Origin of the sequence: Antarctobacter sp. (assembly GCF_034670325.1) — a bacterium.
Taxonomy (GTDB): domain Bacteria; phylum Pseudomonadota; class Alphaproteobacteria; order Rhodobacterales; family Rhodobacteraceae; genus Antarctobacter.
In genome coordinates this window covers 163739-190361 of sequence record NZ_JAXMNR010000005.1, presented here as the reverse complement: position 1 = coordinate 190361, position 26623 = coordinate 163739, and the positions used below count along the sequence as shown (strand labels likewise).

Below are 26623 nucleotides of genomic sequence, written 5' to 3'. Positions count from 1 at the left end.
TGTGCCATAACCCTTTGATCCGAAAAGGAGACCCCGATGTCGATTACGGCTGAAGAAAAGACCCGCCTGATGAAGGAATACGCCACCAAGGAAGGCGACACCGGTTCGCCCGAAGTGCAGGTGGCCATCCTGACCTCGCGTATCACCACGCTGACCGAACACTTCAAGACCCACAAGAAGGACAACCACTCGCGTCGTGGCCTTCTGATGATGGTCGCACAGCGCCGCAAGCTGCTGGATTACCTCAAGGCCAAGGACGAAGCGCGCTACAAGACGCTGATCGCCAGCCTGGGCATCCGCCGCTAAGCGCGATTTTCCTCGACCGAGGGACAGGCGCCCGTCTCCGCAAGGAGGCGGGCGTTTCTCGTTTTCGGGGAGGGGGAGAGCGAGGGGCGAATTTTCGACGAAAATTCGTTTCACCGTCCGGTTGTAGACCAGCTTTCGCACAGGGCCTTGGCAGCAGATCACGATGAACTTCCCCCCCCGCCTTCGAGCAGGTGGAAGCCGCGCAGGCGGACCGCTGCGATAAATCGCTGGCGCGCGATCTCGTGGTTCACCCACACTACAGAGCGGCGGATCACGCCGCCTTTTGCCAGCGCCTGCGCGGAAAACACCCGATCCAGCCTGCGGTCGGGATGTTTTGGCAGCACTTCGGTCATGGCCGGAGTCTGCGGCACCGTGGTTAATGGTGGATTAAACCAGATCAGGCTCGCGTCCGACCCGGTTGGCCAGCCGCCCGACCGTCAGTCCCTGCACAATGATCGAGAAGACGACGATCACATAAGTCACGGTCAGGATCAGCGGTTTCCACTCTCCTTCCGGCAGCGACAGGGCCAGCGCGACCGAAATGCCGCCTTTCAGTCCGCCCCATGTCATGATCGGCATCACACCCGGCGCGAAACTGCGAAAGGGTGTCAACATCAGGATCGGCACCACCACAGCCACCAGCCGTCCGACCAGCGCCAGCGCAATACACAGCACGCCGGTGACCAGCATGTCGGCCTCAAGCTCGACGGCGAATATCTCGACCCCGATCAGCATAAAGAGGACCGCGTTCAGGATCTCGTCGATCAGCACCCAGAACTTTTCGACGTATTCGCGGGTTTCTTCGGACATGCCGTGTTTTGCGCCGATGTCGCCGATCAGCAACCCGGCGCAGACGGCCGCGATGGGGGCCGAGACATGCAGAAAGATCGCCAGTTCATAACCGCCGAAGGCCAGCGCGAGGGTCAGCAACACCTCCAGCGCGTAGTCGTTGATGTGGCGCATGACGCGGAATGTCAGCCAGCCCAGCACGATCCCGAGGACCGCTCCGCCAAGCGCCTCTTGGGCAAACAGCTTGGCCGCGTCCATCGCTGGGCTGCCATGCCCGTCGCCATGCGACAGCGCCGGAAAGGCAAGTCCCACAAGGACGAGAAACACGACATAGCCCACGCCGTCATTGAACAGGCTTTCGCCCGCGACTTGCGTTTCCAGTGACTTGCGCAGGTTGGCCTGTTTCAGAACGCCCATGACCGCCACCGGATCGGTGGGAGAGATCAGCGCGCCGAAGACCAGTGCAATCAGGATTGGTGCGCCGGTGAGCCAGTGAAAGCCCATGCCGATGACGATGGTCGACAGCGCGACGCCGATTGTCGCCATCAGCAGCACCGTAGGCCAGACCGCCCGCAGGTCCGACAGTTTGACGTGCAAGGCCCCGGCAAACAGCAACAGGCCCAGCATTCCTTCCAGCAGTGCATCGGAGAAGTCGATGCCCGTCACCACGCCGCGCAGGGTCTCGGCGATCCCCAGCGTGGGCATCGCCAGATCCAGCCCCAGCGCCGCCATCGAGGCCAGCAGCGCCACCACAAGGATGCCGATGGCCGAGGGCAGGCGGAAGAAGAAGTAGTTGATGGTGCCGAAAACCCCGGCAAGGACAATGAGAAGCGAGGCGATCTGGAGCAGGGTCATGGATACAACTTTGGCTAAAACAACTGGGCGGCGTTTAGCACGCTGCGGGATGTCGGCAAACGAAGAACGGCGGCGCAGGTCGGCAAAAGCGCCATGCGGCAAAAGCTGTTGACGTCAAAGGGCGAATGCCGGGCGATGGAGGCATGGGTTTATTGAACGGCTTCACAAAGGCCGCCGTCTGTTGTATGGGCCACGCATCTGAGACGTGACGCTTTGACCCTGGCGCATGGGATGATGAAGGGGTCGGCGGCAATGGGGCCGCCAGTCAATCGGAGGACCCAGGCCAAGGGGCCCGGGAGTGCCTCCCAGAGGATTTTTGATGTTCAAAGAAGTGAAGAAGACGCTGCAGTGGGGCGAAGAAACGCTCACACTGGAAACGGGCAAGGTTGCCCGTCAGGCTGATGGCACGGTGATCGCCACGCTGGGTGAGACATCCGTCATGGCCAACGTGACGTTTGCCAAGCACCAGAAAGAAGGGCAGGACTTCTTTCCCCTGACCGTTCACTATCAGGAAAAATACTACGCGGCGGGCAAGGTGCCGGGTGGTTTCTTTAAGCGTGAGGCACGGCCCACCGAAAAGGAAACGCTGACCGCGCGCCTGATCGACCGTCCGATCCGCCCGCTGTTTGTGCCCGGCTTCAAAAACGAAGTGCTGGTCATGTGCACCGTGCTGAGCCACGACCTTGTCAACGATCCCGACATCGTCGCGATGATCGCCGCCTCCGCCGCGCTGACCATTTCCGGCGCGCCGTTCCGTGGCCCGATCGCCTGCGCCCGCGTTGGCTTTGAAGAGGGTGAATACGTCCTGAACCCGACCGTCGACGACATGGACCGCCTGCGCAACAACCCCGAGCAGCGCCTCGATCTGGTTGTCGCAGGCACCAAAGACGCGGTCATGATGGTCGAATCCGAGGCCTATGAGCTGACCGAGGATGAGATGCTGGGCGCGGTTCTGTTCGCGCACGAAAGCATCCAGCCGGTGATCGACCTGATCATCGAACTGGCCGAAGAAACCGCCAAGGAACCCTTCGATTTCCAGGCACCTGACTATTCGGCGCTGTACGAAGTCGTGAAGGCCGCTGGCGAAGAGAAGATGCGCGCCGCCTATGCCATCTCTGACAAGCAAGAGCGCGTGGCTGCGGTTTCCGCTCTGAAAGAAGAGATCAAGTCGGGCCTGAACGAAGAGCAGCTTGCCGATCCGAACCTTGGCTCGGCGATGAAAAAGCTGGAGTCGGTGGTTCTGCGCGGCGACGTGGTCAAGAACGGTCGCCGCATCGACGGCCGTGCGCTGGACGAAATCCGCCCGATCGTGTCGGAAACCGGCCTGCTGCCGCGGACCCACGGGTCGTCGCTGTTCACCCGTGGTGAAACACAGGCGCTGGTCGTGACCACGCTGGGCACCGGCGACGATGAGCAGATCATCGACGCACTGCACGGCAACTACCGGTCCAACTTCCTGCTGCACTACAACTTTCCGCCCTATTCGGTTGGCGAAGTTGGCCGTGTGAGCGGCCCGGGCCGTCGTGAAATCGGTCACGGCAAGCTGGCATGGCGTGCGCTTCAGGCGGTGCTGCCGGCGGCGACGGATTTCCCCTACACGATCCGCGTTGTCTCCGAGATCACCGAGTCCAACGGCTCCAGCTCGATGGCGTCGGTCTGCGGCGGTTCGCTGTCGATGATGGACGCGGGCGTTCCGCTCAAGGCGCCGGTGGCCGGTGTGGCCATGGGTCTGGTGCTGGAAGAGGATGGCTCTTACGGCATCCTGTCCGACATCCTTGGTGACGAAGATCACCTTGGCGACATGGACTTCAAGGTGGCCGGGACCGAAAACGGCATCACCTCGTTGCAGATGGACATCAAGGTTGCGGGCATCACGCCCGAGATCATGAAAGCCGCGCTGGCTCAGGCCAAGGCGGGCCGTCTGCACATCCTCGAAGAGATGTCCAAGGCGATCACCACGGCGGGTGAGTTCAGCGTTCACGCGCCGCGCATCGAGACCATGCAGATCCCGACCGACAAGATCCGTGAAGTGATCGGTTCGGGCGGCAAGGTGATCCGCGAGATCGTCGAAATGTCGGGCGCAAAGGTCGACATCAACGACGAAGGCATCATCAAAATCGCATCGCCAGACGGCGAGTCCATCAAGAAGGCCTATGACATGATCTATTCGATCGTGGCAGAGCCGGAAGAGGGCAAGGTTTACAAAGGCACGGTCGTCAAGATCGTCGACTTTGGTGCCTTTGTGAACTTCTTTGGCAAGCGCGATGGTCTGGTGCACGTCAGCCAGATCGAGAACCGCCGCCTGAACCATCCTTCGGACGTGTTGAAGGAAGGCCAAGAGGTTTACGTCAAGCTGCTGGGCTTTGACGACCGTGGCAAGGTGCGTCTGGCGATGAAGATGGTCGACCAAGAGACCGGCGAAGAAGTCGCCAAAGAAGCGAAAGAAGACGCAGAGGGCTGATCGCGCCCCACGTCCTTTGATCCAAGACAGAAAGCCCCGGACCAGTGGTCCGGGGCTTTTTTCGTCTAATCTGGGGCTGGTTACATTTCGTCGCTTGTGCCGCGCACAACCGAGCGGGTGCCCTTGACCGCCAGTTTTGTCGCCCCGGCCGTGGCTTTGACGGCCGTTTTGCCGACGAAGAGCGAGGCATCGACGGTGTTGTCAAAAGCGCGTTCGGCGGAGCAGCCACCCATCAAGGTCAGGGCGAGCGCGGCGGCGGTTGCGGTCAGACCGCGGGTTATCATCTGTGTCATGGTGGCTCCTTTTCGCGGGCGGCTACAGCAAGTTGGTCGGGCCTCTTGTCGGGGGGGATGATCCCGTCAAGGCAGTCTGGCCCGACCTCCTCCCTGTGAGATTTGAAATACGCCCTTTCGAGACACAAGGAAAACGAATAAGAATTAGGTTTAAAACGAGAATTCCTTAAGGATAAGAAATGGACATCGCTCTGATCCGCACCTTTCTTGAGGTGGCCGCCAATGGGTCTTTTGCCGGGGCGTCGGATCGCTTGTTCGTTACGCAATCGGCGGTCAGTCTGCGCATCGCGCGGCTGGAGGCGTCCTTGGGGCGGCCATTGTTCACGCGCTCCAAGGCGGGGGCGGAATTGACCGACGCGGGGCGGCATTTTGAGAGTTACGCACTGTCGCTGCTGCGCACCTGGGAGGAAGCGCGCCAGCAGATTGCCGTGCCCGAGGGCTTTACCACCAGCCTTTCGGTGGGAGCGCAGTATTCGCTCTGGGCGCGGCTGGGGTTTGGCTGGCTCGACCGGTTTCGCGCGATGCGGCCGGATGTGAACCTGCGCGCGGAATTGGGGATGGCCGACCGGCTGACGCGATTTCTGGTCGAAGGAGTGATCCAGATGGGGCTGCTGTACACGCCACATCTACGCCCGGGGCTGGCGGTCGAAAAGCTGATGGATGAGCAATTGGTGCTGGTCGCGTCATGGCCGGACCCGGATATGGACTTGGCCGGGCGCTATGCCTTTGTCGATTGGGGGCCAGAGTTTGTGCAGGCGCATGCGCTGCACCTGCCGGACCTGACCAACCCGGGCCTGACCCTGTCATTGGGTGCGATGAGCGCCGAATACATCCGCCAGCGTGGCTTGGCGGGGTATCTGCCGGCCCGCTATGTCGCGCGGCATCTGGACAGGGGAGAGCTGTTTCTGGTGCCCGACGCGCCAAGCTTTCCCTATCCGGTCTGGACGGTCTGGCGCGAGGATCTGCCCGAAGACCTGCGATCTGCCGCCGAGACCGCCCTGCGTAAAGTCGCGGCGGGGCTGGCTGTGGAGCAGGATCAGGTCATGAGCCGGCTGGAGTCGATCAGCGAAGAGACCCCGACCGCCTTGGGCAGCGACTGGTCCGGGGGCAGCCACGCCGATGAGCAGGAATAGGAGCGCGATCTTGCGTTCGGTGTCGTACGGACCTAGGGCGAAACTATGTTGATATTGGACGGGATCATCAGCGACCGAGGATCGCGCTATGCGGTGTCAGGCGGACCTTGCCGCTCATCGGATGAGGCTGCGACGTTTCTCAAAGAGTTGAAGCGGCGCAAGAAGTTCGCAAAGGCCACGCATAACACTTGGGCCTGCCTGACGGCGGACGGTCCGCTGAAACATGACGATGGCGAGAGTGGCGCAGGTATGGTGATCCTGCGGATGCTGGAGCGCGAGGATTTGCGTGACACGATTGTCGTGGTCACACGCTGGTACGGCGGCAAACATCTGGGAGGAGATCGGTTTCGCCACGTGCAGGACGCGGTGCGCCAGTTTATCGAGGCGCGGGAGGCCTGAGCCCCCCGCGGCCTGAAAAATCAGAGAAGTTCGGTTTCGACCGAGATATTGCCCTGCGTCGCGTTCGAGTAGGGGCAGATGAAATGCCCGCGCTCGACAATTTTTTCTGCCACGTCGCGGTCCACACCCGGCAGCGAAACCGACAGTTTGACCTTGAGGCCAAAGCCACCGTCGTCGCGCGGTCCAATGCCGACATGCGCGGTGACTTTTGCGTCCTCGGGGACATCGCCCAGTTTCTCGCTCTGCGCGGCAAAGCGCATCGCGCCAAGATAACAGGCAGCATAGCCGGTGGCGAACAGCTCTTCGGGGTTGTGACCCTTGCCCGATCCGCCCAGCTCTGTCGGGCTGGTCATGGTCGCGGTCAGCATCCCCGAGGCCAGACCTGCGGTGCCGTTGCGGCCGCCACCGGTGGCCCATGCTTCAGTCCAGTATTTGGTGTCCACGCTCATGAGGGAGTCCTTTCGTGTTCGATTATTTCCAGCACGAGATAAGTTGTCGTGGCGGGTGTTGTCAACGCTTGCGATTATTTCGTGCGCGACTTATTCAGGGCGTATGACAAAGACACTTTCACCTTCCGAAATGCTTTGCTTTGCGCTGTATTCCGCAGGGCACGCCATGCAGCAGGCATATAAGCCGCTGCTTGACCCGCTGGGATTGACCTATCCGCAATACCTTGTGCTGTCGGCGCTCTGGTCTGAGGATGACAGGACGCTGGGATCACTTGCGATTCAGATGCAATTGGCATCGAACACTTTGACGCCACTGGTCAAACGGTTGGAGGCGAAGGGCATGTTGACCCGCCGCCGCGATCCGACTGACGAGCGTCAGGTTCGCATTCGGCTGACGGATGAAGGGCGCGCTTTGCAGGCGCAAAGCGCTGACGTGTCGCGCTGCTTTCTGGACCAGACGGGACTGAGCGTGGACGAGGCGGTGCGCCTGCGCGACGACGTGATGATCCTGCGCGACAACCTGCGCGAAGAGGCCGATCTGGACACCGCATCGGGCGGGACCCCGGTCTAAGGCCGTCGGCCTGAAAAACGGGAATAGGGGGAGTTTGCACGACCGGCAAACGGGGAACGTTGACCGATCATTTACCCTTATACCGCAGGGTGAGTTCGGGGATAGACAGATCTGCCGGAACGCGGCCCTTCGACACTCACGGAACGTTCCGGGGCCCTGGCGGGGATGCCAGGGCCCACTCTAATTTTGGGGTATTCTCGGGCAATTCTTCGGATGCTGGATAGGTGTCCCCAAACGGACAAAAAAAGGCCGGGCGCAAAGCCCGGCCAGGTCCAACAGGGAGGTGCATGCGATAACCCGCACATGCCACGGGAACTGTTCATGTCGGTCTATAAGATGACCGGGCAATGCTACTTTGATCTGGGTCAATGCAGCGTGCGACCAACCGTACCGCAGCAAAAATGCGCTGCCCAGTCCGACCTAAGGATGAGACCGATTCAGCTGACCAATCTGTAGCCACCGGATTCGGTGACCAGAAGGCGGGCGTTTGACGGGTCAGGCTCTATCTTTTGGCGCAGGCGGTAGATGTGGGTTTCCAGCGTATGGGTGGTCACACCGGCGTTGTAGCCCCAGACCTCATGCAACAGCGTGTCGCGCGGCACCACGCCCTCTGTCGAGCGATAAAGGAACTTGAGGATATTGGTTTCCTTCTCGGTCAGGCGGATCTTGCGGTCCTCTTCGGTCACCAGCATCTTCATCGCAGGCTTGAAGGTGTAGGGACCGACGGTGAAAACCGCATCCTCGGACTGTTCGTGTTGCCGCAACTGGGCGCGGATACGTGCCAGAAGGACCGGAAACTTGAACGGCTTGGTGACGTAGTCGTTGGCACCTGCATCAAGACCAAGGATCGTGTCGGCGTCGCTGTCATGCCCGGTCAACATGAGGATCGGCGATTTGACGCCCTGTTTGCGCATCAGGCGGCACAGTTCGCGCCCGTCCGTATCGGGCAGGCCGACATCCAGAATGATCAGATCGTAGATCTGTTCCTTGACCCGGGACATGGCTGTTGTGCCGCTGTCTGCCTCGAAAACCTCGAAGTCCTCGGTCATGATCAACTGCTCGGCCAGCGCCTCGCGCAGGTCTTCTTCGTCATCGACCAGCAGGATGTTTCGCAGTTGCGCCATGGGTTCGGGCCTCCGTGTTGCGTTTTCAGGCATTTGTGATCAGAGTGCGCCTCCGGCAACCTTTGCTGCAAGCGTCTCACGTCCTCGTGTGCGTGGGGGCGAAATGTTACAGAAAGCCGGGGAGTTGGCCAGCCGAAGGAGGCACAGGTGGGACTGAGGCCGGACCTGAATGAAACACTTGCGCGGGCGCGCGCGGACCTGCGGATGGGGGTGCCTGTCGGGTTGACGGGCGGTGGCCAGACGGTGCTGGTGGCCTCTGCGGAAACGCTGTCCGAGGCGCGGTTGTGCGCGCTGCGGGGGCTGGGACCGCTGGACCTTGCCCTGACCGACCGGCGCGCGGCGACGCTGAAGGCGCGCGCCTATGACGAGGGTGTGGCGCGGGTTGTCGTCCCCGAGGAGGCGCGACTGTCGTGGGTGCAGGATCTGGCTGACCCGGCGGATGATCTGGCGAACCCGATGAAAGGGCCGTTGCAGACGCGGCGCGGCGGTTCGGCGGCGCTGCACCGGCTGGCGCTGCAATTGTGCAAAGGCGCGCGCCTGTTGCCCGCCGCGCTGGTGGTCGCGGTGTCGGCAGAGACGGCGACGGCAGAGGGCCTGTTGCTGATCGACGCGGCAGAGGCCGCACCGTTGTTGGATGCCTTGCCTGAACTGGATCACGTTGTCTCGGCCCGTGTGCCTCTGCGCGCGGCAGAGAATGCGCGGCTGCACATCTACCGGCCCAAGGACGGGTCCGAGGAACATTATGCCATCGAGATCGGCCGCCCCGACAGAGCCAAGCCGGTTCTGGCGCGGCTGCATTCGGCCTGTTTCACTGGCGATCTGCTGGGCTCGCTCAAATGCGATTGTGGACCTCAGTTGAACGCGGCGCTGATGCAGATGGGGCAAGAGGGGGCAGGCGTGCTGCTGTACCTGCAGCAGGAGGGCCGCGGTATTGGCCTCGCCAACAAGATGCGCGCCTATGCCTTGCAGGATCAGGGGTTCGACACGGTCGAGGCCAATCACCGGCTGGGGTTCGAAGATGACGAACGGGATTTCCGGCTGGGCGCACAGATCCTTGGCAAGCTGGGGTTTTCCGCTGTCCGCTTGATGACCAACAATCCGGCCAAGATGCGGATGATGGAAAGCTGCGGTATCGCCGTGTCAGAGCGGGTGCCTCTGAAAGTGGGCGAGACGCCGTTCAACAGCCGCTACCTTGCGGTAAAGGCCGCGAAGTCCGGGCACCTGCTATGACGGGCGCGGGGTCTTGTTCGCGCGGCGTCCGTGCATAGCTTTGCGGTCAAAGGAGCCTTTTCCATGCATTATTCTCTGCTTGACCTGTCGCCCGTTCCCGAAGGGGCCGCCATCGCAGACGCGCTGCGCAACACCGGCGATCTTGCCCGCCATGCCGAAAGCTGGGGCTATCACCGGTACTGGATGGCGGAACATCACAACATGCCGGGCATTGCCTCGGCGGCGACGGCGGTGCTGATCGGCCATGTGGCGGGGCTGACCTCGCGGATGCGGGTGGGGGCGGGCGGCATCATGCTGCCAAACCACGCGCCGCTGGCGGTGGCAGAGGCCTTTGGCACGCTGGCGACGCTTTACCCGGATCGGATCGATCTGGGGCTGGGCCGCGCGCCGGGCGGCGATCATGCGGTGATGCGCGCGCTTGGGGTGCAGCCCGGACGGGCCGAACGGTTTCACGAAGAGGTGGCCGAACTGCGCGCATTGCTGGGCCCGCGTGAGGAGGGCCGCCCGGTAAGGGCACTGCCGGGGGAAGGGACGCAGGTGCCTTTGTGGATTCTCGGGTCGTCGCTGCACGGGGCGCAAGTGGCAGCGTTGCTGGGTTTGCCGTATGCTTTTGCCTCCCATTTTGCGCCCACCATGCTGGCGCAGGCGCTGGAGGTTTACCGGAGGTACTTCAAACCCTCCGAGACGCTGGACCAGCCTCATGCGATGATGGCGGTGAACGTTTTTGCAGCGGACAATGCGCCCGAGGCGCGGCGGTTGCGCACCACCATGCAGCAGGCGTTTTACCGATTGCGGACGGGACAGCCGGGCAAGCTGCCCGCGCCGGTTGACGATCTGTCGACGGTGGTTCCTGCCAGCGCGATGCCAGCCCTGGACGAGGCGCTGCGGATCAGCGCGGTGGGTGATCCGTCGCAGGTCGAGGCGCAGATGCGCGACCTGATCGCGCAATACCAGCCGGATGAGGTGATCCTGACGGGCCAGATCCATGACCACACCGCGCGGCTGCGGTCCTTCGAGATCGCCGCCGACGTGATGGGCCGCATCTCACAAGCCGAAGCGGCCTGAGTGCGGGTCCCTTCTGTCAATGATATGGTGCTGACGCCTGTGGGATTGCGGTTCGCGGGCCGCAAGTGGCCTTGCGTGATCGGCAAAGGGGCTGTGACCACAGACAAACGCGAAGGCGACGGGGCGACTCCTGTCGGTATTCACCGGATTGTCGGTGTGCTTTATCGTCCCGACCGGATCGCGCGGCCCACCGATTGGGCGGTGCCTATCGGGCCGTCGGATCTATGGTCGGACGATCCGGCCCATGAGGACTATAACCTCATGGTGCGCGCGCCCTATGGCTGGAGCCATGAGCGGTTGCGGCGCGGCGACCGGCTGTATGATCTGGTGATCCTGACCGACTGGAACTGGCCGAGGGCCGAACGGGGGCGGGGCTCGGCGATTTTCCTGCATCGCTGGCGGCGTCCGGGATTCCCGACCGAGGGCTGTGTCGCGTTCCGGCCAGACCATCTGCAACGGATCGCAGCGCGGATCACCTGTGGCACCCGGCTGATCGTGCCCGAGGCGCTGGCAAACTCGGAAAACGACCCGCCGCCAGTCTTCCCGAATCGGTGCAAATCAGTGTCCACGCGACCCGTATGGCGCTGATTTTCTGACCGGAACGACCGGATTTGCGCATCGGATACGCAGAATCCAGCGATTTACTTGCAACCCATCCCGTCACACGCTTTAGTCTGGCGTTAAGACAGCGGAAAAAATCCGCGACATAACAGACAGGGAGTCTGACGTGGCCGATGGAGCAAGTGGCGACGCATTCGTTGCCTTTGAGCGCGTGCAGAAAAGCTATGACGGCGAAACGCTGGTCGTAAAAGATCTTAATCTCAGTATGCCCAAGGGTGAGTTCCTGACCATGCTTGGACCGTCCGGGTCGGGCAAGACGACCTGCCTGATGATGCTGGCGGGGTTTGAGACCGCAACCTATGGCGAAATCAAGCTGGACGGCGTGTCGATCAACAACATTCCCCCGCACAAGCGTGGCATCGGGATGGTGTTTCAGAACTACGCTCTGTTTCCGCACATGACCGTGGCCGAGAACCTGTCGTTCCCGCTGGAAGTCCGCAAGCTGGGCAAGTCGGAGCGGGAGAAAAAGGTCAAGCACGCGCTGGACATGGTGCAGATGGGGGCCTTTGGCGGTCGCCGTCCGGCGCAGTTGTCCGGCGGTCAGCAGCAGCGGATCGCATTGGCCCGCGCGCTGGTCTTTGAGCCTGAACTGGTTCTGATGGATGAGCCGCTGGGCGCGCTGGACAAGCAGTTGCGCGAGCATATGCAATTCGAGATCACCAATCTGGCGCACCAGCTGGGCATCACCGTGGTTTACGTGACCCACGACCAGACCGAAGCGCTGACCATGTCGGACCGCGTTGCCGTCTTCAACGATGGCCGGATCCAGCAACTGGCCCCGCCGGATGAACTGTATGAAAAGCCGCAGAACAGTTTTGTCGCGCAGTTCATCGGTGAGAACAACACGCTCGAAGGTGTGGTCAAGGAAATCAGCGGCAACACCTGCGTTGTGCAGCTGGACGACGGCGAGGTGCTTGACGCGACGCCGGTGAACGTCAGCAAAGTGGGTGAACGGACGCGGGTGTCGATCCGCCCCGAGCGGGTCGAGTTCAACAAGGACCGCCTGAAGGAAGGCGTTCACACGTTGAAGGCCGAAGTGCTGGAATTCATCTACATGGGCGATATCTTTCGCACCAGGCTGCGCGTTGCGGGCAATGATGACTTTGTCATCAAGACCCGCAATGCACCGGACCAGGTGCGGTTGCAGCCCGGCAGCCAGATCGAGATCGGCTGGCTGCCCGAAGATTGCCGGGCGCTGGACGCCAGGTAACTTGAACATCGCATCCCGCGCCGAAATGACCGCGCGGGGCGTGATCTTGGGGCGGTGTACAAGCCCGTAACCCGCCCTCCAGACAAAACGGGTAACCAAAGGGAGTATAACATGAAACTCACCAAGACTCTGCTGGCGACCTCGGCCCTGACCGTTGCTGCGACCGGTGTCTTCGCCGAAAGCCATGGCAACATGGCAATGGACATGACACTGGTCAGCTGGGGTGGTGCCTATCAGGCATCGCAGCAGAAAGCCTATGTCGAGCCCTATCTGGCGATGAACGCCGGTGTATCCGCAACTTGGGACGAAAGCTCGTCCGAGGCGGTGGCCAAGCTGCGCGCCATGAACGAAGCCGGCAACATCACATGGGACCTTGTCGACGTGGAGGCCGCCGATGCCATCCGCCTGTGCGACGAAGGTCTGGCAATGGAACTCGACCATGACGAAGTGCTGGCGTCCGCGCCTGACGGCACCTCGGCCTCGGATGATTTTGGCGACATGATCGTCTCGGACTGCTTTATTCCGCAGATCGTGTTCTCGACCACTTTTGGCTATCGCACCGACATGGTGCCCGAAGGTGCCGAAGCGCCGACCGGTGCCTGTGACGTGTTCGACCTGGAGACCTATCCGGGCAAGCGCGCGCTGAACAAGCAGCCGATCGCCAACATGGAATGGGCGCTGCTCTGTGACGGCGTGGACTACGCGGACGTCTACGACCTGCTTGAGACCGAAGAAGGTCAAGAGCGCGCTCTGGCCAAGCTGGGCACCATCAAGGACCAGACCATCTGGTGGTCTTCTTCCGCAGAGCCGATCCAGCTGCTGGCCGATGGCGAAGTCTTCATGGCGTCGGCCTACAACGGTCGCCTGTTCTCGGCCATCGTCGAGCAGGACCAGCCGATCGGCATGGCTTGGGAATGGCAGATGTTCGACCTCGACGGCTGGGTGATCCCCGAGGATCTGCCCGAGGACCGTCTGGCCCGGGTGCTGGACTTTGTGAAGTACGCCACCGACACCCAGCGTCTTGCTGATCAGGCCAAGTACATCTCTTACGGTCCGGCCCGCGAAAGCTCGGCTCCGCTGGTGTCGACCCATGCTGAACTGGGCATCGAGATGGCGCCGCATATGCCGACCGATCCCAACAATGCGCAGAATACCTTTGTGAACAACTACAACTGGTGGGCTGACTACCGCGACGATCTGGACGCCAAGTTCCAGGCGTGGCTGGCGCAATAAGGCATTGGGTGTGGCGGGGGGATCCCCGCCACACCGCCTGAAACCGTTCGTGGCGGGCGTGACTCCCGCCACGAACCAACAAGCCGAACAGGGGACAGGGGCGCGACATGCCAAAAGGCTATATCATCGGCCACATCACCGTGAACGATCCCGAGGCGTACAAAGAGTACGTCGCGAAAGACACCCCGATCCTGTTGGGCTTTGGCGGGCGTTTTCTGGTTCGCGGCGGGCAGGCCGAGGTTGTTGAAGGTGCCGCAGAGGACCGCCATGTCGTCTTTGAATTCGACAGTTACGAGGCGGCAAAGGCCGCTTATCACGACCCCGAGTATCAGGAGGTCGCCAAGATCCGCCATGCCTCTGCCAGCAGCACCATAATGGTCGCCGAAGGCAACGATGAGGATCTGCCGGACCCCGCAGGCGATGCACCGCTGGGCTATCTGATTGCCCATGTCACGGTACACGATCCGGAGGCCTATCGCCCCTATGTGACTGGCAATACGCCGATCATGCGCGGCTACGGCGCGCGTTATATCGTGCGTGGTGGCGAGGCGGAGGTGCTAGAGGGCGATCTGGGCGGGCGCCATGTGGTGATCGCCTATCCAAGTTTCGAGGCCGCCCGCGCGGCCTATCATGATCCGGCCTATCAGGACGTTGCCGCAATCCGGCGCGACTATTCCGAAGGCACAATTATTCTTGTGGAGGGCGCCGCGTGACCGACACCACCCAGACCACTTCGGGCCCGATGCTGGCCGCCGATGGCACACCGCTCAAGCGCAGCCTTGCACGGGCGCTGCGGGCGCAAAAGCTGCGGGCACTGGCGCTGATCGCGCCGCTGCTGCTGTTTGTGCTGATCACCTTTATCGCGCCGATTGCCGACATGCTGTTCCGGTCGGTCGATGACAGCCAGCAAGGCACGGTCCACGGGACCATGCCGCTGACCGCTGAAGCGATCAAGGACTGGGATGCCTCCACGGGCGACCTGCCCGGTGACGCCGTTTTCGATGCCGCCTACACCGATCTTTTCATTGCCGCCGAGAACAAGCTGCATTCGCGGGTCGGCTCGCGTCTGAACTATGAAAAGACCGGCAGTTCGTCGCTGTTCCGCAAAACCGGCCGTGGCCTGGACGACATTGGCGAGGTCTATCAGGACCAATTCAAGGACCTTGACCGCGATTGGGACGAGGCAGAGCCATGGGCCGAACTGATGGGCTCGCCCGACTGGCTGAAGGCGATGGAAGGCTGGGAAAAGGGCGATCCGCTGCCCGCCTTCGAAATGCGCGACGGGGTGGCCGACCTGCTGCCGCGCACCGCCGAGATTTACCGCGCCTTTGCCGATTTCACGATTGACGAGGACGAGAAGAGCCTGCTCAAGGAAGAACCGTGGAGCATCGTGCACACCCGTCTGTACGAAGACCTGCGTGACGGCGATTCCTCTGGCTATTCCGGGCCGCGCGCCGAGATGCTCAAAGCCGCCGATGCGCTTGTCGATAGCCCCGATTTTGAGACCATCGCGCTCAAGGACGGGTTCGAGCAGATCGACGAGGACTGGCTGGACATCGACCTCTGGCAAACGATCAAGGCCTATAGCCCCGCCTATACCTCGGGCTATTTCCTGAACGCGGTCGACATGCAAAAGACGCCCGACGGCGTGGCCCTGCGCGACGAAAAAGAGCGCATCTACGGCCTGCTGTTCAAGCGCACGATGTTCATGTCGCTGATGATCACCTTCAGCTGTATCATGCTGGCCTATCCGGTGGCCTACCTGCTGTCCAACCTGCCGATGCGCACGGCCAACCTGTTGATGATCCTTGTGCTGCTGCCGTTCTGGACCTCGCTTCTGGTGCGCACAAGCGCGTGGAAAGTCATGTTGCAACAGCAGGGCGTGATCAACGATGTGCTGGTCTGGATCGGGCTGGTGGGCGACGACGCGCGGTTGGTGATGATCAATAACCAGTTGGGCACGATCATCGCGATGACCCATATCCTGCTGCCCTTCATGATCCTGCCGATGTATTCGGTGATGTCGACGATCCCGCCCTATTACGTCCGCGCGGCCAAGAGCCTCGGCGCCACCAACTGGACGGCCTTCTGGCGGGTCTATTTCCCGCAATCGGTGCCGGGCATCGGTGCGGGGTCGATCCTCGTCTTCATCCTTGCCATCGGCTATTACATCACCCCCGAAATTGTCGGCGGCACCACCGGCACGTTCATCTCGAACCGGATCGCCTATCACATTTCGTCCAGTCTCAACTGGGGGCTCGCGGCGGCACTGGGGACAATCCTGCTGGCGGCGGTTCTGATCCTCTACTGGGCGTATGACCGGATCGTGGGCATCGACAACGTCAAGCTGGGGGGCTGAGGATGCTGTTTGCAACGATGTTTCCTTTTCGAACCAACGACCGGGTGTGCGCACTGCGCATGGCCAGCAACACGGCGCGCACGTTCGTCGCGCACCAGATGCAGGGGAGCTGAACCATGGCTGTCGAGACACAAGCCGTAAAACGGCCGATCCAGTTCGCGGCCCCGGTGGCCGGAGCCTCCGGTGCCTTTGCAGGGGTCTTTGTCGGCGCGGCCAACGGATCGGTTCTGCTTGGACTGCTCATCGGCTTCGTGCTCCTTGCCGCGATTGCCTTTGTTCTGCTCGAGGTGTTGGACCCCGGACTTGAGAAAATCGCCAAATGGTCGCTGATCGCGGCGATGGCGGTGGCCGGATTCCTGCTGGGTGGATTGCCGGGGCTGGTGGTCGGTGGGCTGTTCGGCTGGTTTTTCGGCTGGTTTATCTATTGGGTGGGCATGGGGCGTTACCGCGTGCCGCTACCGCCCTATCTGACGTCCGGGCAGGTGCTGTGGCACTACGGGTTCCGGGTGATCTGCGGGGCGATCTTTGTGTTCCTGATCACGCCAATCCTTGTCGTGATGCCGCTCTCCTTCAATGCGCAGGACTTCTTTACCTTCACGCCAGAGATGCTGCGGTTCGACCCGGCGGGCTATAGCCTCAAGCATTACCGCGATTTCTTTACCTCGACGGAATGGCAGCAGGCTCTGCGCAACTCGCTGATCATTGCGCCGCTGGCGACCATCCTTTCGGTCAGTTTCGGGACGCTGGCGGCCATTGGCCTGTCTGGAGAGCACGTCCCCTTCCGCCGCGCGATCATGGCGATCCTGATCTCGCCGATGATCGTGCCGCTGATCATCTCGGCGGCGGGGATGTACTTCTTTTATTCGCGCATCGGTCTGCAAGGGACGCTGCTGGGGGTCGTCCTGGCCCACGCCGCCCTTGGTATCCCGTTTGTCATCATCACCGTGACGGCGACGCTGGTCGGCTTTGACCGGTCGCTGACGCGGGCAGCGGCGAACATGGGCGCTGACCCGGTCACCACCTTCTTTCGGGTGCAGATGCCGTTGATCCTGCCGGGGGTGATTTCCGGAGGGCTTTTCGCCTTTATCACCTCGTTCGATGAGGTCGTTGTGGTGATCTTTGTCGGCTCGGCCCGGCAACAAACGCTGCCTTGGCAGATGTTCACAGGCCTGCGCGAGCAGATCAGCCCGACGATTCTAGCGGTGGCGACGATTCTGGTGATCATCTCTATCGCGCTCTTGACCACGGTCGAACTGTTGCGGCGGCGTTCCGAAAAGATGCGCGGGCTGAGCCCGGGATAATCTTAGGATTATTTGGAGATTCAGGCGCGGCACCCCGGTGTCGCGCCTTTTGCGTTTAGATTTCGCAAAGGGAATTAGGTCTAGTATCGCCCCCAAACAGGAGGCGCTGCATGTCTGAACTCGATCCCGCATTCCCGTCCGGGGTGTCTAATTCTGAGGCCAAGTTCCAACTTGCAGAGGCGTTTTATTCGCGCACTGACAAGCGCGGCGTGATCCAGTCCGGGAATAGCGTATTCCAACGGGTGGCCGGACACGATTGGGAGCAGCTCATCGGTGCGCCGCACAAACTGATCCGCCACCCCGACATGCCACGCGGCATGTTTCATCTGCTTTGGGAACGGTTGAAGGCAGGACAGCCGACCGCCGCCTATGTCAAGAACCGCCGCTCTTGCGGTAGGTTCTATTGGGTCTTCGCTCTGTTCGCACCAACCGAGGATGGCTATATTTCGACCCGGATCAAACCGACCTCGCCGCTGCGCGCAGAGGTCGAAGGAATTTATACCGAAATGTCAAAGCGCGAAGCGGGAGGGGCCAGTCCCGCCGAGACCGCCGAGGATTTGCGCGCCTGGATCGACGCCAAGGGGTTTGCCGGTTACGACGCCTTCCAGAGCCACGCCCTTGCGACCGAGTTCGAAGCGCGTGCGCGCCAGATGGGTCGCACGCTTGAACCCAAGCTGAAACGTTTCGTCGACATGGCCCGCGCTATTTCTGACGTCTGGGAAGAGGCAGGCAGAATGACCGAAGCGTTCAAGGCGATCCGCACTGTCCCCATGAACATGCGTATCATTGCCTCGCGACTGGAGAATGCGGGTGGGCCGATCAGCGCGATTTCGGTCAACTACAGCCAGATGCTTGAGGAGATGTCGACCTGGGTCAAAACCTTTGTCGAAGGGGACGACTGTGTCTTTGCCCATATTCGACGAGCAGTTCTGATGGGGCAATTTCTGGCCTTCGCCTCTGCCACCGAACGCGAGATGATCTCGACTTTTGAGGTTCCCGACGATGCCTATCCCGATGACGTGGACGTCGGGAATGAAATTGCGCAACTGACCGAACATGAACAGCGCTTTGCGCAGCAAACGGTCGATAACCTGTCGGCCGTTGAACGTGAGGCACGACGATTTGCGCATAGCGTGCTGGATATGAAACGCTTTGTCACCGGGCTCAGCTCGACCCGGATGATGTGCAAGATCGAAAGCGCAAGCCTGTCGGAATCCGGAACCGCCCTGACCGGCATTGTCGAGCAACTGGACAGTTGTCAGGAAGAAATTGAGGAACGTCTGGCGCGGGTGATGGATCTGAACGCTGTGATCCAGAACAACACGTCGATGTTGAGGTCGATGTCATGAGCAACGCGGCGCAACAGCTGACAGACCTGTTTTCAAAGGGTTTCATCCAGACCGATCAGGCTGTCCCGCCCTGTGGCGGAATTTGCGTATGACGGAGCACATGCCTGCTTTCACGGCTGACTCGGCCTATGCCACCTCCGAGGCGCAGTTTCAGCTTTCGGAATTGTTCTATTCGCGCACCGATACACGTGGCGTGATCAAGGCTGCGAACAGCGTTTTCCAGCGCGTGGCCGATTATGGCTGGGACGAGTTGATCGGCGCTCCGCACAAGGTCGTCCGGCATCCGGACATGCCTCGGGGCCTCTTTGAACTGCTCTGGGATCGGATCAAGGTGGGAAAGCCGACCGGCGCTTATGTCAAAAATCGCTGCAAGTCCGGGCGCTATTACTGGGTTTTTGCGCTCGTTTCGCCAGCGGACGGGGGATACATTTCAACCCGGCTGAAACCGACGTCCAGCGTCTTTGACCAAATGACACGTGTCTACGCCGATGTTCTGGGTCGCGAAAAGAAGGACGGGCTAAGCCCGATTGCAAGTGCCCGGCTCATCGAGGAAGCAGTGCAGGCTCTTGGCTACGCCAGTTATGATGCCTTTCAAAGCCACGCTCTGGCAACTGAGTTTGAGGCGCGGGCGCAGGGCATTGGTCATGTGATAGACCCTTTGCAACGTCGGTTTCTGGACATGTCCCGCGCTATTACCCAAGTTGCCGTCGAAACAGCCGAAATGACGGAATCCTTCACCGCGATCCGCACGGTGCCGATGAACATGCGCATCATTGCCTCAAGGTTGGAAAATGCCGGCGGACCGATCAGCGCGATCTCGGTCAACTACAGCCAGATGCTGGAGGACATGTCGTCTTGGGTACGCACTTTCGCCGATGGCGATACCTGTGTTCTTGCCCGGATACGGGACGCCATCCTGCGTGGCCAGTTCTTGAGTTTCGCAACCGTAGTCGAAAAGGAGATGATAGAGGGATTTGGACGAAACAGCGCCGACTACCTCGACCAGATCGACGTCGCGGCCGAAATCGCCGAAGTGGAAAGACACCGCAAAAAGTTTCTGAACGAAACGACGACAGCGCTCGAAAAGGTCGAGGCAGAGGCCAAGCGTTTTGCTCGCAGCGTGTTGGACATGAAACGCTATGTGACAGGGCTCAGCTCGACCCGCATGATGTGTAAAATCGAGAACGCCAGCTTGTCTAGGTCTGGTACCGCGTTGACGGGAATCGTCGAACATCTCGACGAGTGCCAAAAGGAAATCGAACAACGCCTTGCCCGCATGATCGACTTGAATTCCGTGATCCAGACAAACACGGCCATGTTGCGGTCGATGCTGTAGAGACTTTGATCAAAGCGCCTGGAAAAACCGGTTGCGGCGGTCGCGACGTGCAATTTGACTATGAGGAATTGAACAAGACCGGGCGGCCGGTTCCGGTTCATCAGGTTACGGAAACACCTTTCCGGACGCGGCAGCCAGCTGCCCAAACGGCATTGACGAAAGGCGGCAAGGCACAAGACCCTGCCGCCTGAGCGCAAGACTTCGGTCAGCTGCGAACCAGCTTTTCGTAGTCTTCAGAGATTGTACGCGTCAAGGCTCCGACCTCAAAGTTGAAGTCGCCAATCTGGCCCACCGGTGTGACTTCGGCGGCGGTGCCGGTCAGCCAGCACTGTTCAAAACCTTCCATCTCTTCGGGCATGATGTGGCGCTCATGCACCTTGATCTGCTTGTCTTCCAGCATTCCAATCACCGTCTGACGGGTCAGCCCGTTGAGGAAGCAGTCCGGCTTGGGCGTGTGCACCTCACCGTCCTTGACGAAAAAGATGTTGGCGCCGGTCGCTTCGGCCACGTAGCCGCGATAGTCCATGAACAGCGCGTCGGAACAGCCCTTGGCCTCGGCCGCATGTTTCGACGTGGTGCAGATCATGTACAGACCGGCGGCCTTGGCATGCACCGGGATCGTCTCGGGCGACGGGCGCTTCCACTTGGAGATGTCGAGCTTGGCCCCCTTCATCTTGGCATCGCCGTAGTAGTTGCCCCATGACCATGCCGCGATGGCCACACGCACCGGGTTGCGCGCCGAGGCGACACCCATGTCCGGCCCCGCGCCGCGCCACGCCACGGCGCGGACATAAGCATCCGTCAGCCCGTTGGCGGCAAGAACGGCTACCTTGGCGGCCTCGATCTCATCGACGGTATAAGGGATTTCAAAGTCCAACTGGCGGGCCGAGAAATGCAGCCGCTCCGAGTGCTTGCGGGACAGGAAAATCTTGCCGTTGTAGCAGCGCTCACCTTCGAAAACGGAACTGGCGTAGTGCAGACCATGGGTCAGTACGTGCACATTCGCCGCCCGCCAATCTACCATCTGACCATCCAGCCAGATCTTGCCGTCGCGATCGTCATATGCTCCATCTGCCATCTTGTCTCTCCTACCGTGCAGCGGGTCAAAATTTTCGATTATTGCGTATCTTGGGTCCGTTACGGACATAAAGTTGCGCCAAATCTGCGACTCGCTACCAGTTCACTCTTGGAATGTCAACAAGGCTGACTTAAACTGCCTCCGGGCGAGACGAAGGTGAATGCTACATGTCAGAGGGACGTACCGCGCAGGGCGAAACCCTGCTTTACCTCACGGATGAACAATTGCGGCAGGGGGCTGAGGCGATGTTCTTTGCCTACCGGGGGTTTACTGCCGATCCTGACCGCATTCTGGACGGGCTGTGTTATGGTCGGGCGCATCACCGCGCGCTGCATTTCATCCACACCGCGCCGGGCACCACCGTGAACAACCTGCTGAATATCCTTGGGGTCACAAAGCAGTCGCTCAACCGCGTTTTGCGGACCATGATCGAGGATGGCTTGGTTGAAAGCCGCGTGGGCCGCGTCGACAAGCGTGAGCGGCACCTGTACCTGACCGATGCGGGCGATACGCTGGAGCGGCAGCTGTCGGATGCGCAACGGATGCGGATGCGGGCCGCCTATCGCGATGCGGGACCAGAGGCCGTGGCGGGCTTTCGCCGCGTTCTGGAAGCGATGATGGACCCGGAGATGCGCAAGCAGTACCACAGGCTGAGGGAGGGCCGGGGATGAGCGAAAACGACGCCCATCTGTTGATCGTTGATGACGATGAGCGGATCCGTGGGCTGCTGCAAAAGTTTCTGATCCGGAACGGATTCCTTGTCAGCGCGGCGCGGGATGCCGCCCACGCGCGTCGGCTGTTGTCGGGCCTGGATTTCGACATGATCGTTCTGGACGTGATGATGCCGGGAGAGGACGGGATCAGCCTGACCAAGGGTATCCGCGAAACCTCGCAGACGCCGGTGCTCTTGCTGACCGCCCGGTCCGAAACCGAAGACCGCATCAAGGGGCTGGAGGCGGGGGCGGATGACTACCTTGCCAAACCCTTTGAGCCCAAAGAGTTGTTGCTGCGGATCAACGCCATCCTGCGTCGGATGCCAGAAGTCACGGCAGAGTCCGGTGTGCCCAAGCTGCTGACATTGGGTGAGATCCGCTATGACATCGAACGCGGAGAGATGTGGCGCGGCGAAGATCTGGTACGGCTGACCGCGACCGAAAGCCAACTGATGCGGATCTTTTCCGCGCGACCCGGAGAGCCGCTGAGCCGGTCGAACCTGGTCGAGGAACTGGGCCGCGACAAGGGGCAGGCACAGGAGCGCGCGGTGGACGTGCAGATCACCCGGCTGCGGCGCAAGATGGAGGCTGACCCGAAACAGCCCCGCTACCTGCAAACGGTGCGCGGCGCGGGATACATGCTGGCGCCCGACTGACGCCCGGATAGACAGGTTGCGGCGGCGCGCGTTTCGCGTTTTGGTCGGGCCGAGGCGCTATAGGACCGGGCGCTGTTCGGGTATTTTTACAGAGAAGAAACTGGGGGCACGATGGCAACGGCACTCTTTACCCATGCGGATGCGCTGGAACATGTAACGCCCGAGGGGCACCCGGAACGGGTGGCACGGATCGAACATCTGTTGCACGCTCTGGCCGGGCTAGACCTTGTACGGGAAGCCGCGCCAGAGGCGACAGAAGCGCACCTGCGGCTATGTCACCCGCAGCGCTATATTGATCGGATCAGATCGGCCATTCCGGACAGCGGCCAGTTTCAGCTGGATGCGGATACATGGCTGTCGTCCGGTTCCTTTCGTGCCGGTTTGCGCGGGGCAGGGGCCGCCGTCGCGGCGGTGGATGCAGTGATGGAAGGGCGAGTGGCCAACGCCTTTTGCGCCATGCGCCCGCCGGGCCACCACGCGGAGACGGAAACGCCGATGGGGTTTTGCCTGTTCGGCAACGTCGCCATTGCCGCGAAACATGCGCTGGAGGCGCATGGTCTGAGCCGTGTGGCGGTGGTCGATTTCGACGTGCATCACGGCAATGGCACGCAGGACCTGCTGTGGGACGAGGCGCGCACGCTGTTCATCGGTTCGCACCAGATGCCGCTTTGGCCCGGCACCGGGGGTGCGGAGGATCGTGGCGCGCATGACAATGTGCTCAACCTGCCGCTGCCGCCCGGATCGGGCACCGCCGAGATGCGCAGCGTCTGGACGCCCGCGCTGTCGCGCATCCGCGCCTTTCAGCCTGAACTGCTGATCATCTCTGCCGGGTTCGACGCGCATCAGGATGATCCACTGGCGCAACTGGCATGGAGTGTTGACGATTTCCGCTGGATCACACGCGCCTTGTGCGATGTGGCGGCAGAGACTTGCGGCGGGCGCGTGGTGTCCTGCCTCGAAGGAGGGTATGACCTTGGCGCGCTTAGCGAGAGCGGCAAGGCGCATGTGGAAATCCTGATGGAGGCGGGCCAATGAGCGAGACCCCGGTCGAAGAGATGAGTTTTGAGCAGGCCATGACCGAACTGGAAAAGGTCGTGGGCATGCTGGAACGCGGCGATGTGGCCCTCGAAGAGTCGATTGGCCTGTATGAGCGCGGCGCGCAGTTGAAAAAGCGGTGTGAGCAAAAGCTGAAAGAGGCTGAGGAAAAGGTTGCCGCGATCACGCTGGACGGCGACGGCAACCCAGTTGGGACGAAGCCGGTCGAGGGACTCTGATGGCTTTCGACAACGGGCTGGTGGCGGCGGCCTCTGCGATTTCCGCGCATCTGGAAACGGTGCTGGCCGACTATCCTGATCTGCCGGTGACGCAGGCGATGGGCTATGCGGTTGCCGGTGGCAAACGCCTGCGTGGCTATCTGGTGTTGGAAGGCGCGCGCCTGCATGGAGTGGAGCCTGACCGCGCGATCTGGCCGGCCTGCGCCATCGAGGCGATCCACGCCTACAGCCTTGTGCACGACGACCTGCCTTGCATGGATGATGACGACCTGCGCCGGGGCCTGCCCACGGTGCATCGCAAGTGGGACGAGGCGACCGCCGTACTGGCCGGGGATGCACTGCAAACCCTTGGGTTTGAACTGGTGGCGCGGGCCGAGTGCCATGACGATCCGGCAGTGCGGGCGGATCTGGTGCTCAGCCTTGCGCGGGCCTCTGGCGCGCGGGGCATGGTGCTGGGGCAGGCGCTGGACATGGCGGCAGAACAGGCCGACGCACCGCTGACGCTGGACCAGATCACCGCCCTTCAGGCAGGTAAAACCGGTGCGCTGATCTGCTGGTCGGCAGAGGCGGGCGCACGGATGGCGCAGGCCGATCTGACACCGCTCACGGGTTACGCGCAGCGTCTTGGCCTTGCCTTTCAGATCGCCGATGACATTCTGGACGTCGAAGGCGACGCCGCGCAGATGGGCAAGGCGGTGGGCAAGGACGCGGGGCGCGGCAAGGCGACCTTTGTCAGCCTGCTGGGGCTGGACGGGGCGAAACGCCGCGCCGAAACCCTTGTGACCGAGGCGTGTGATTGCCTATCTGTGTATGGCGCAGAGGCGACAGGCTTGCAGCAAGCGGCGCGCTTCGTTATTGCGCGGCGGACCTGATCAGACGGAGGGTGCCCTATGACCGATCGGCCCCAGACCCCCTTGCTCGACCGGGTGACATCCCCGGCGGACCTCAAACAGTTCTCCGATACCGAGCTGGAGCAGCTTGCCGAAGAACTGCGGGCAGAGACAATTTCTGCCGTATCCGAAACCGGCGGCCACCTTGGCGCGGGCCTCGGGGTGATCGAACTGACGGTGGCGCTGCACGCGATCTTTGACAGCCCGCGCGACAAGATCATCTGGGACGTTTCGCATCAGTGCTATCCGCACAAGATCCTGACCGGGCGGCGCGACCGCATCCGCACCTTGCGGCAAAAGGACGGGTTGTCGGGGTTCACCAAACGCTCGGAATCGCCATACGATCCCTTTGGGGCGGCACATTCCAGCACCTCGATCAGCGCCGCCCTTGGCTTTGCCGTGGCGCGCGATCTGGGGGGGCTGTGCGACACCGGGCACGGCGACGCCATCGCAGTCATTGGCGACGGCGCGATGAGCGCGGGCATGGCCTTTGAGGCGATGAACAACGCGGGCCATCTGGGCAAGCGGTTGATCGTGATCCTGAACGACAATGAGATGAGCATCGCGCCCCCGACCGGCGCGCTGTCCTCCTACCTCAGCCGTCTGTACGCCGAAGCCCCGTTTCAGGATCTCAAGGCCGCTGCCAAGGGCGCGGTGTCGTTCCTGCCAGAGCCGTTCCGCGAAGGCGCGCGGCGCGCCAAGGAAATGCTGAAAGGCATGACCGTGGGCGGGACCCTGTTCGAGGAACTGGGATTTTCTTATCTGGGGCCGCTGGACGGGCACGATCTGGACCAGCTGTTGCCAGTCCTGCGCACCGTGCGCCAGCGCGCCACCGGGCCGATCCTGATCCATGTCCTGACCAAAAAGGGTAAGGGCTATAGCCACGCCGAACATGCGCCGGACAAGGGCCACGCGCGCGCGAAATTCGACGTCGTGACCGGCAAGCAGAAAAAGGCACCCTCCAACGCGCCCAGCTATACCAAGGTCTTTGCGCAGGCGCTGTTGCAGCACGCCGCCGATGATCCGCGCATCTGCGCGGTGACGGCGGCAATGCCGGACGGCACCGGGCTGGACCTGTTCGCCGAACGCTATCCCAGCCGCTGTTTTGACGTGGGGATTGCTGAACAGCATGGCGTGACCTTTGCCGCTGGTCTGGCGGCGGGCGGGATGCGGCCCTTTTGTGCGATGTACTCGACGTTTCTACAGCGCGGCTATGATCAGGTGGTGCATGACGTGGCGATCCAGCGCCTGCCGGTGCGCTTTGCCATCGACCGCGCGGGGTTGGTCGGGGCCGATGGCGCGACCCATGCGGGCAGCTTTGACGTCGCCTATCTGTCAAACCTGCCGGGCTTTGTCGTCATGGCGGCGGCGGACGAGGCCGAACTGAAACACATGGTCGCCACCGCTGCGGCGCATGACGAGGGGCCGATTGCCTTTCGCTATCCGCGCGGTGAGGGTGTCGGCGTTGAGATGCCCGAACGCGGTGAGGTGCTGGAGATCGGCAAGGGCCGCATGGTGCGTGAGGGCAAAGGCATTGCCATCCTGTCCTTTGGCACACGGCTCTCCGAGGTGCTGAAAGCCTGCGAGGCGCTAGAGGCGCGCGGCGTGTCGCCGACGGTGGCGGATGCGCGCTTTGCCAAGCCGCTGGACCGCGATCTGATCCTGCAACTGGCGCGTGACCATGAGGCGCTGATCACCATCGAAGAAGGTGCGATAGGCGGCTTTGGCAGCCATGTTGCGCAATTGCTGGCCGACGAAGGTGTCTTTGACAGCGGTCTGAAATACCGCTCGATGGTGCTGCCTGACACCTTTATCGACCATGCCAGCCCAAGCGATATGTATGCTGCGGCCAAGATGAACGCAGCAGATATCGAGGCAAAGGTGCTGGAGGTTCTGGGCGCGACGGTGCTGGATAAGCGGGCCTGATA

Annotated in this window: 27 protein-coding genes; 21 read left to right on the top strand and 6 right to left on the bottom strand. The window is 61.6% G+C overall.

The window, feature by feature from the left end; translation table 11 throughout:
* Positions 1-36: 36 nt before the first annotated feature.
* Complete coding sequence (gene rpsO, locus VOI21_RS14085) at positions 37-306, top strand: 30S ribosomal protein S15 (RefSeq protein WP_323770567.1); 270 nt, start codon at positions 37-39, stop codon at positions 304-306.
* 158 nt (positions 307-464) lie between these two features.
* Here the strand turns inward: rpsO and VOI21_RS14080 are convergent, their stop codons facing one another.
* On the bottom strand, positions 465-659 hold the full coding sequence (locus VOI21_RS14080) for an N-(5'-phosphoribosyl)anthranilate isomerase (RefSeq protein WP_323770565.1): 195 nt from the start codon (positions 657-659) through the stop codon (positions 465-467).
* 34 nt (positions 660-693) lie between these two features.
* A complete protein-coding gene (locus VOI21_RS14075; RefSeq protein ID WP_323770563.1) occupies positions 694-1950 on the bottom strand; it encodes a sodium:proton antiporter in 1257 nt (418 codons plus the stop codon).
* Positions 1951-2269: 319 nt separating this feature from the next.
* Here VOI21_RS14075 and pnp point away from each other — a divergent pair, with 319 nt between their 5' ends.
* Positions 2270-4411, top strand: coding sequence for a polyribonucleotide nucleotidyltransferase (gene pnp, locus VOI21_RS14070; protein ID WP_323770562.1), 2142 nt, complete (start codon positions 2270-2272; stop codon positions 4409-4411).
* A gap of 80 nt (positions 4412-4491) precedes the next feature.
* Here pnp and VOI21_RS14065 read toward each other — a convergent pair whose 3' ends face one another.
* On the bottom strand, positions 4492-4704 hold the full coding sequence (locus tag VOI21_RS14065; protein WP_323770561.1) for a hypothetical protein: 213 nt from the start codon (positions 4702-4704) through the stop codon (positions 4492-4494).
* A gap of 179 nt (positions 4705-4883) precedes the next feature.
* Between VOI21_RS14065 and VOI21_RS14060 the strand changes: the two genes are divergently transcribed.
* Positions 4884-5837 (top strand): LysR family transcriptional regulator, encoded by a 954-nt coding sequence (locus VOI21_RS14060; protein ID WP_323770560.1) that lies wholly within the window; start codon positions 4884-4886, stop codon positions 5835-5837.
* A gap of 45 nt (positions 5838-5882) precedes the next feature.
* On the top strand, positions 5883-6236 hold the full coding sequence (locus tag VOI21_RS14055) for a YigZ family protein (RefSeq protein WP_323770559.1): 354 nt from the start codon (positions 5883-5885) through the stop codon (positions 6234-6236).
* Between the two features lie 20 nt (positions 6237-6256).
* On the opposite strand, the gene VOI21_RS14050 is transcribed toward VOI21_RS14055, so the two are convergent.
* Positions 6257-6685: an organic hydroperoxide resistance protein gene (locus tag VOI21_RS14050; protein WP_323770558.1), complete on the bottom strand. Its 429-nt coding sequence runs from the start codon at positions 6683-6685 to the stop codon at positions 6257-6259.
* 166 nt (positions 6686-6851) lie between these two features.
* On the opposite strand from VOI21_RS14050, the gene VOI21_RS14045 reads away from it, so the two are divergent.
* On the top strand, positions 6852-7256 hold the full coding sequence (locus tag VOI21_RS14045; RefSeq protein ID WP_323770557.1) for a MarR family transcriptional regulator: 405 nt from the start codon (positions 6852-6854) through the stop codon (positions 7254-7256).
* Between the two features lie 437 nt (positions 7257-7693).
* Here VOI21_RS14045 and VOI21_RS14040 read toward each other — a convergent pair whose 3' ends face one another.
* Positions 7694-8380: a response regulator transcription factor gene (locus VOI21_RS14040; protein ID WP_323770556.1), complete on the bottom strand. Its 687-nt coding sequence runs from the start codon at positions 8378-8380 to the stop codon at positions 7694-7696.
* 147 nt (positions 8381-8527) lie between these two features.
* Here VOI21_RS14040 and ribA point away from each other — a divergent pair, with 147 nt between their 5' ends.
* From ribA to VOI21_RS13990, 10 genes are all read left to right on the top strand, one after another.
* Entirely contained in the window at positions 8528-9610 is a 1083-nt protein-coding gene (gene ribA, locus VOI21_RS14035; protein ID WP_323770555.1) for a GTP cyclohydrolase II, read from the top strand.
* Between the two features lie 63 nt (positions 9611-9673).
* Complete coding sequence (locus VOI21_RS14030) at positions 9674-10675, top strand: LLM class flavin-dependent oxidoreductase (protein ID WP_323770554.1); 1002 nt, start codon at positions 9674-9676, stop codon at positions 10673-10675.
* Positions 10676-10699: 24 nt separating this feature from the next.
* Positions 10700-11263 carry a L,D-transpeptidase family protein gene (locus VOI21_RS14025; RefSeq protein WP_323770829.1) on the top strand — a complete coding sequence of 188 codons (564 nt, stop codon included), beginning with the start codon at positions 10700-10702 and terminating at the stop codon, positions 11261-11263.
* A gap of 139 nt (positions 11264-11402) precedes the next feature.
* Entirely contained in the window at positions 11403-12506 is a 1104-nt protein-coding gene (locus VOI21_RS14020) for an ABC transporter ATP-binding protein (RefSeq protein ID WP_323770552.1), read from the top strand.
* 111 nt (positions 12507-12617) lie between these two features.
* The gene (locus tag VOI21_RS14015) at positions 12618-13739 is read left to right on the top strand and encodes an extracellular solute-binding protein (protein WP_323770551.1); all 1122 of its coding nucleotides are present in this window, start codon (positions 12618-12620) and stop codon (positions 13737-13739) included.
* A gap of 107 nt (positions 13740-13846) precedes the next feature.
* Positions 13847-14452: a DUF1330 domain-containing protein gene (locus VOI21_RS14010; protein WP_323770550.1), complete on the top strand. Its 606-nt coding sequence runs from the start codon at positions 13847-13849 to the stop codon at positions 14450-14452.
* Between the two features lie 29 nt (positions 14453-14481).
* On the top strand, positions 14482-16098 hold the full coding sequence (locus tag VOI21_RS14005; RefSeq protein ID WP_323770828.1) for an ABC transporter permease: 1617 nt from the start codon (positions 14482-14484) through the stop codon (positions 16096-16098).
* A gap of 116 nt (positions 16099-16214) precedes the next feature.
* The gene (locus VOI21_RS14000; RefSeq protein ID WP_323770548.1) at positions 16215-17399 is read left to right on the top strand and encodes an ABC transporter permease; all 1185 of its coding nucleotides are present in this window, start codon (positions 16215-16217) and stop codon (positions 17397-17399) included.
* A gap of 110 nt (positions 17400-17509) precedes the next feature.
* A complete protein-coding gene (locus tag VOI21_RS13995) occupies positions 17510-18748 on the top strand; it encodes a PAS domain-containing protein (RefSeq protein ID WP_323770547.1) in 1239 nt (412 codons plus the stop codon).
* 100 nt (positions 18749-18848) lie between these two features.
* Entirely contained in the window at positions 18849-20084 is a 1236-nt protein-coding gene (locus VOI21_RS13990; RefSeq protein WP_323770546.1) for a PAS domain-containing protein, read from the top strand.
* 205 nt (positions 20085-20289) lie between these two features.
* On the opposite strand, the gene VOI21_RS13985 is transcribed toward VOI21_RS13990, so the two are convergent.
* Complete coding sequence (locus VOI21_RS13985; protein ID WP_323770545.1) at positions 20290-21162, bottom strand: branched-chain amino acid aminotransferase; 873 nt, start codon at positions 21160-21162, stop codon at positions 20290-20292.
* A 167-nt stretch (positions 21163-21329) separates the two neighbouring features.
* Between VOI21_RS13985 and VOI21_RS13980 the strand changes: the two genes are divergently transcribed.
* The 6 genes from VOI21_RS13980 to dxs all read left to right on the top strand — a co-directional run bounded on the left by VOI21_RS13980 (position 21330) and on the right by dxs (position 26621).
* The gene (locus VOI21_RS13980; RefSeq protein ID WP_323770544.1) at positions 21330-21833 is read left to right on the top strand and encodes a MarR family winged helix-turn-helix transcriptional regulator; all 504 of its coding nucleotides are present in this window, start codon (positions 21330-21332) and stop codon (positions 21831-21833) included.
* Positions 21830-22531, top strand: coding sequence for a response regulator (locus VOI21_RS13975; protein WP_323770543.1), 702 nt, complete (start codon positions 21830-21832; stop codon positions 22529-22531). Before VOI21_RS13980 ends, VOI21_RS13975 begins: the two co-directional genes overlap by 4 nt.
* 111 nt (positions 22532-22642) lie before the next feature.
* Positions 22643-23566 carry a histone deacetylase family protein gene (locus tag VOI21_RS13970; protein WP_323770542.1) on the top strand — a complete coding sequence of 308 codons (924 nt, stop codon included), beginning with the start codon at positions 22643-22645 and terminating at the stop codon, positions 23564-23566.
* On the top strand, positions 23563-23805 hold the full coding sequence (locus VOI21_RS13965; protein ID WP_323770541.1) for an exodeoxyribonuclease VII small subunit: 243 nt from the start codon (positions 23563-23565) through the stop codon (positions 23803-23805). Before VOI21_RS13970 ends, VOI21_RS13965 begins: the two co-directional genes overlap by 4 nt.
* Positions 23805-24677, top strand: coding sequence for a farnesyl diphosphate synthase (locus VOI21_RS13960; RefSeq protein ID WP_323770540.1), 873 nt, complete (start codon positions 23805-23807; stop codon positions 24675-24677). Before VOI21_RS13965 ends, VOI21_RS13960 begins: the two co-directional genes overlap by 1 nt.
* An 18-nt stretch (positions 24678-24695) precedes the next feature.
* A complete protein-coding gene (gene dxs, locus VOI21_RS13955; protein ID WP_323770539.1) occupies positions 24696-26621 on the top strand; it encodes a 1-deoxy-D-xylulose-5-phosphate synthase in 1926 nt (641 codons plus the stop codon).
* The last annotated feature ends 2 nt before the right edge of the window (positions 26622-26623 follow it).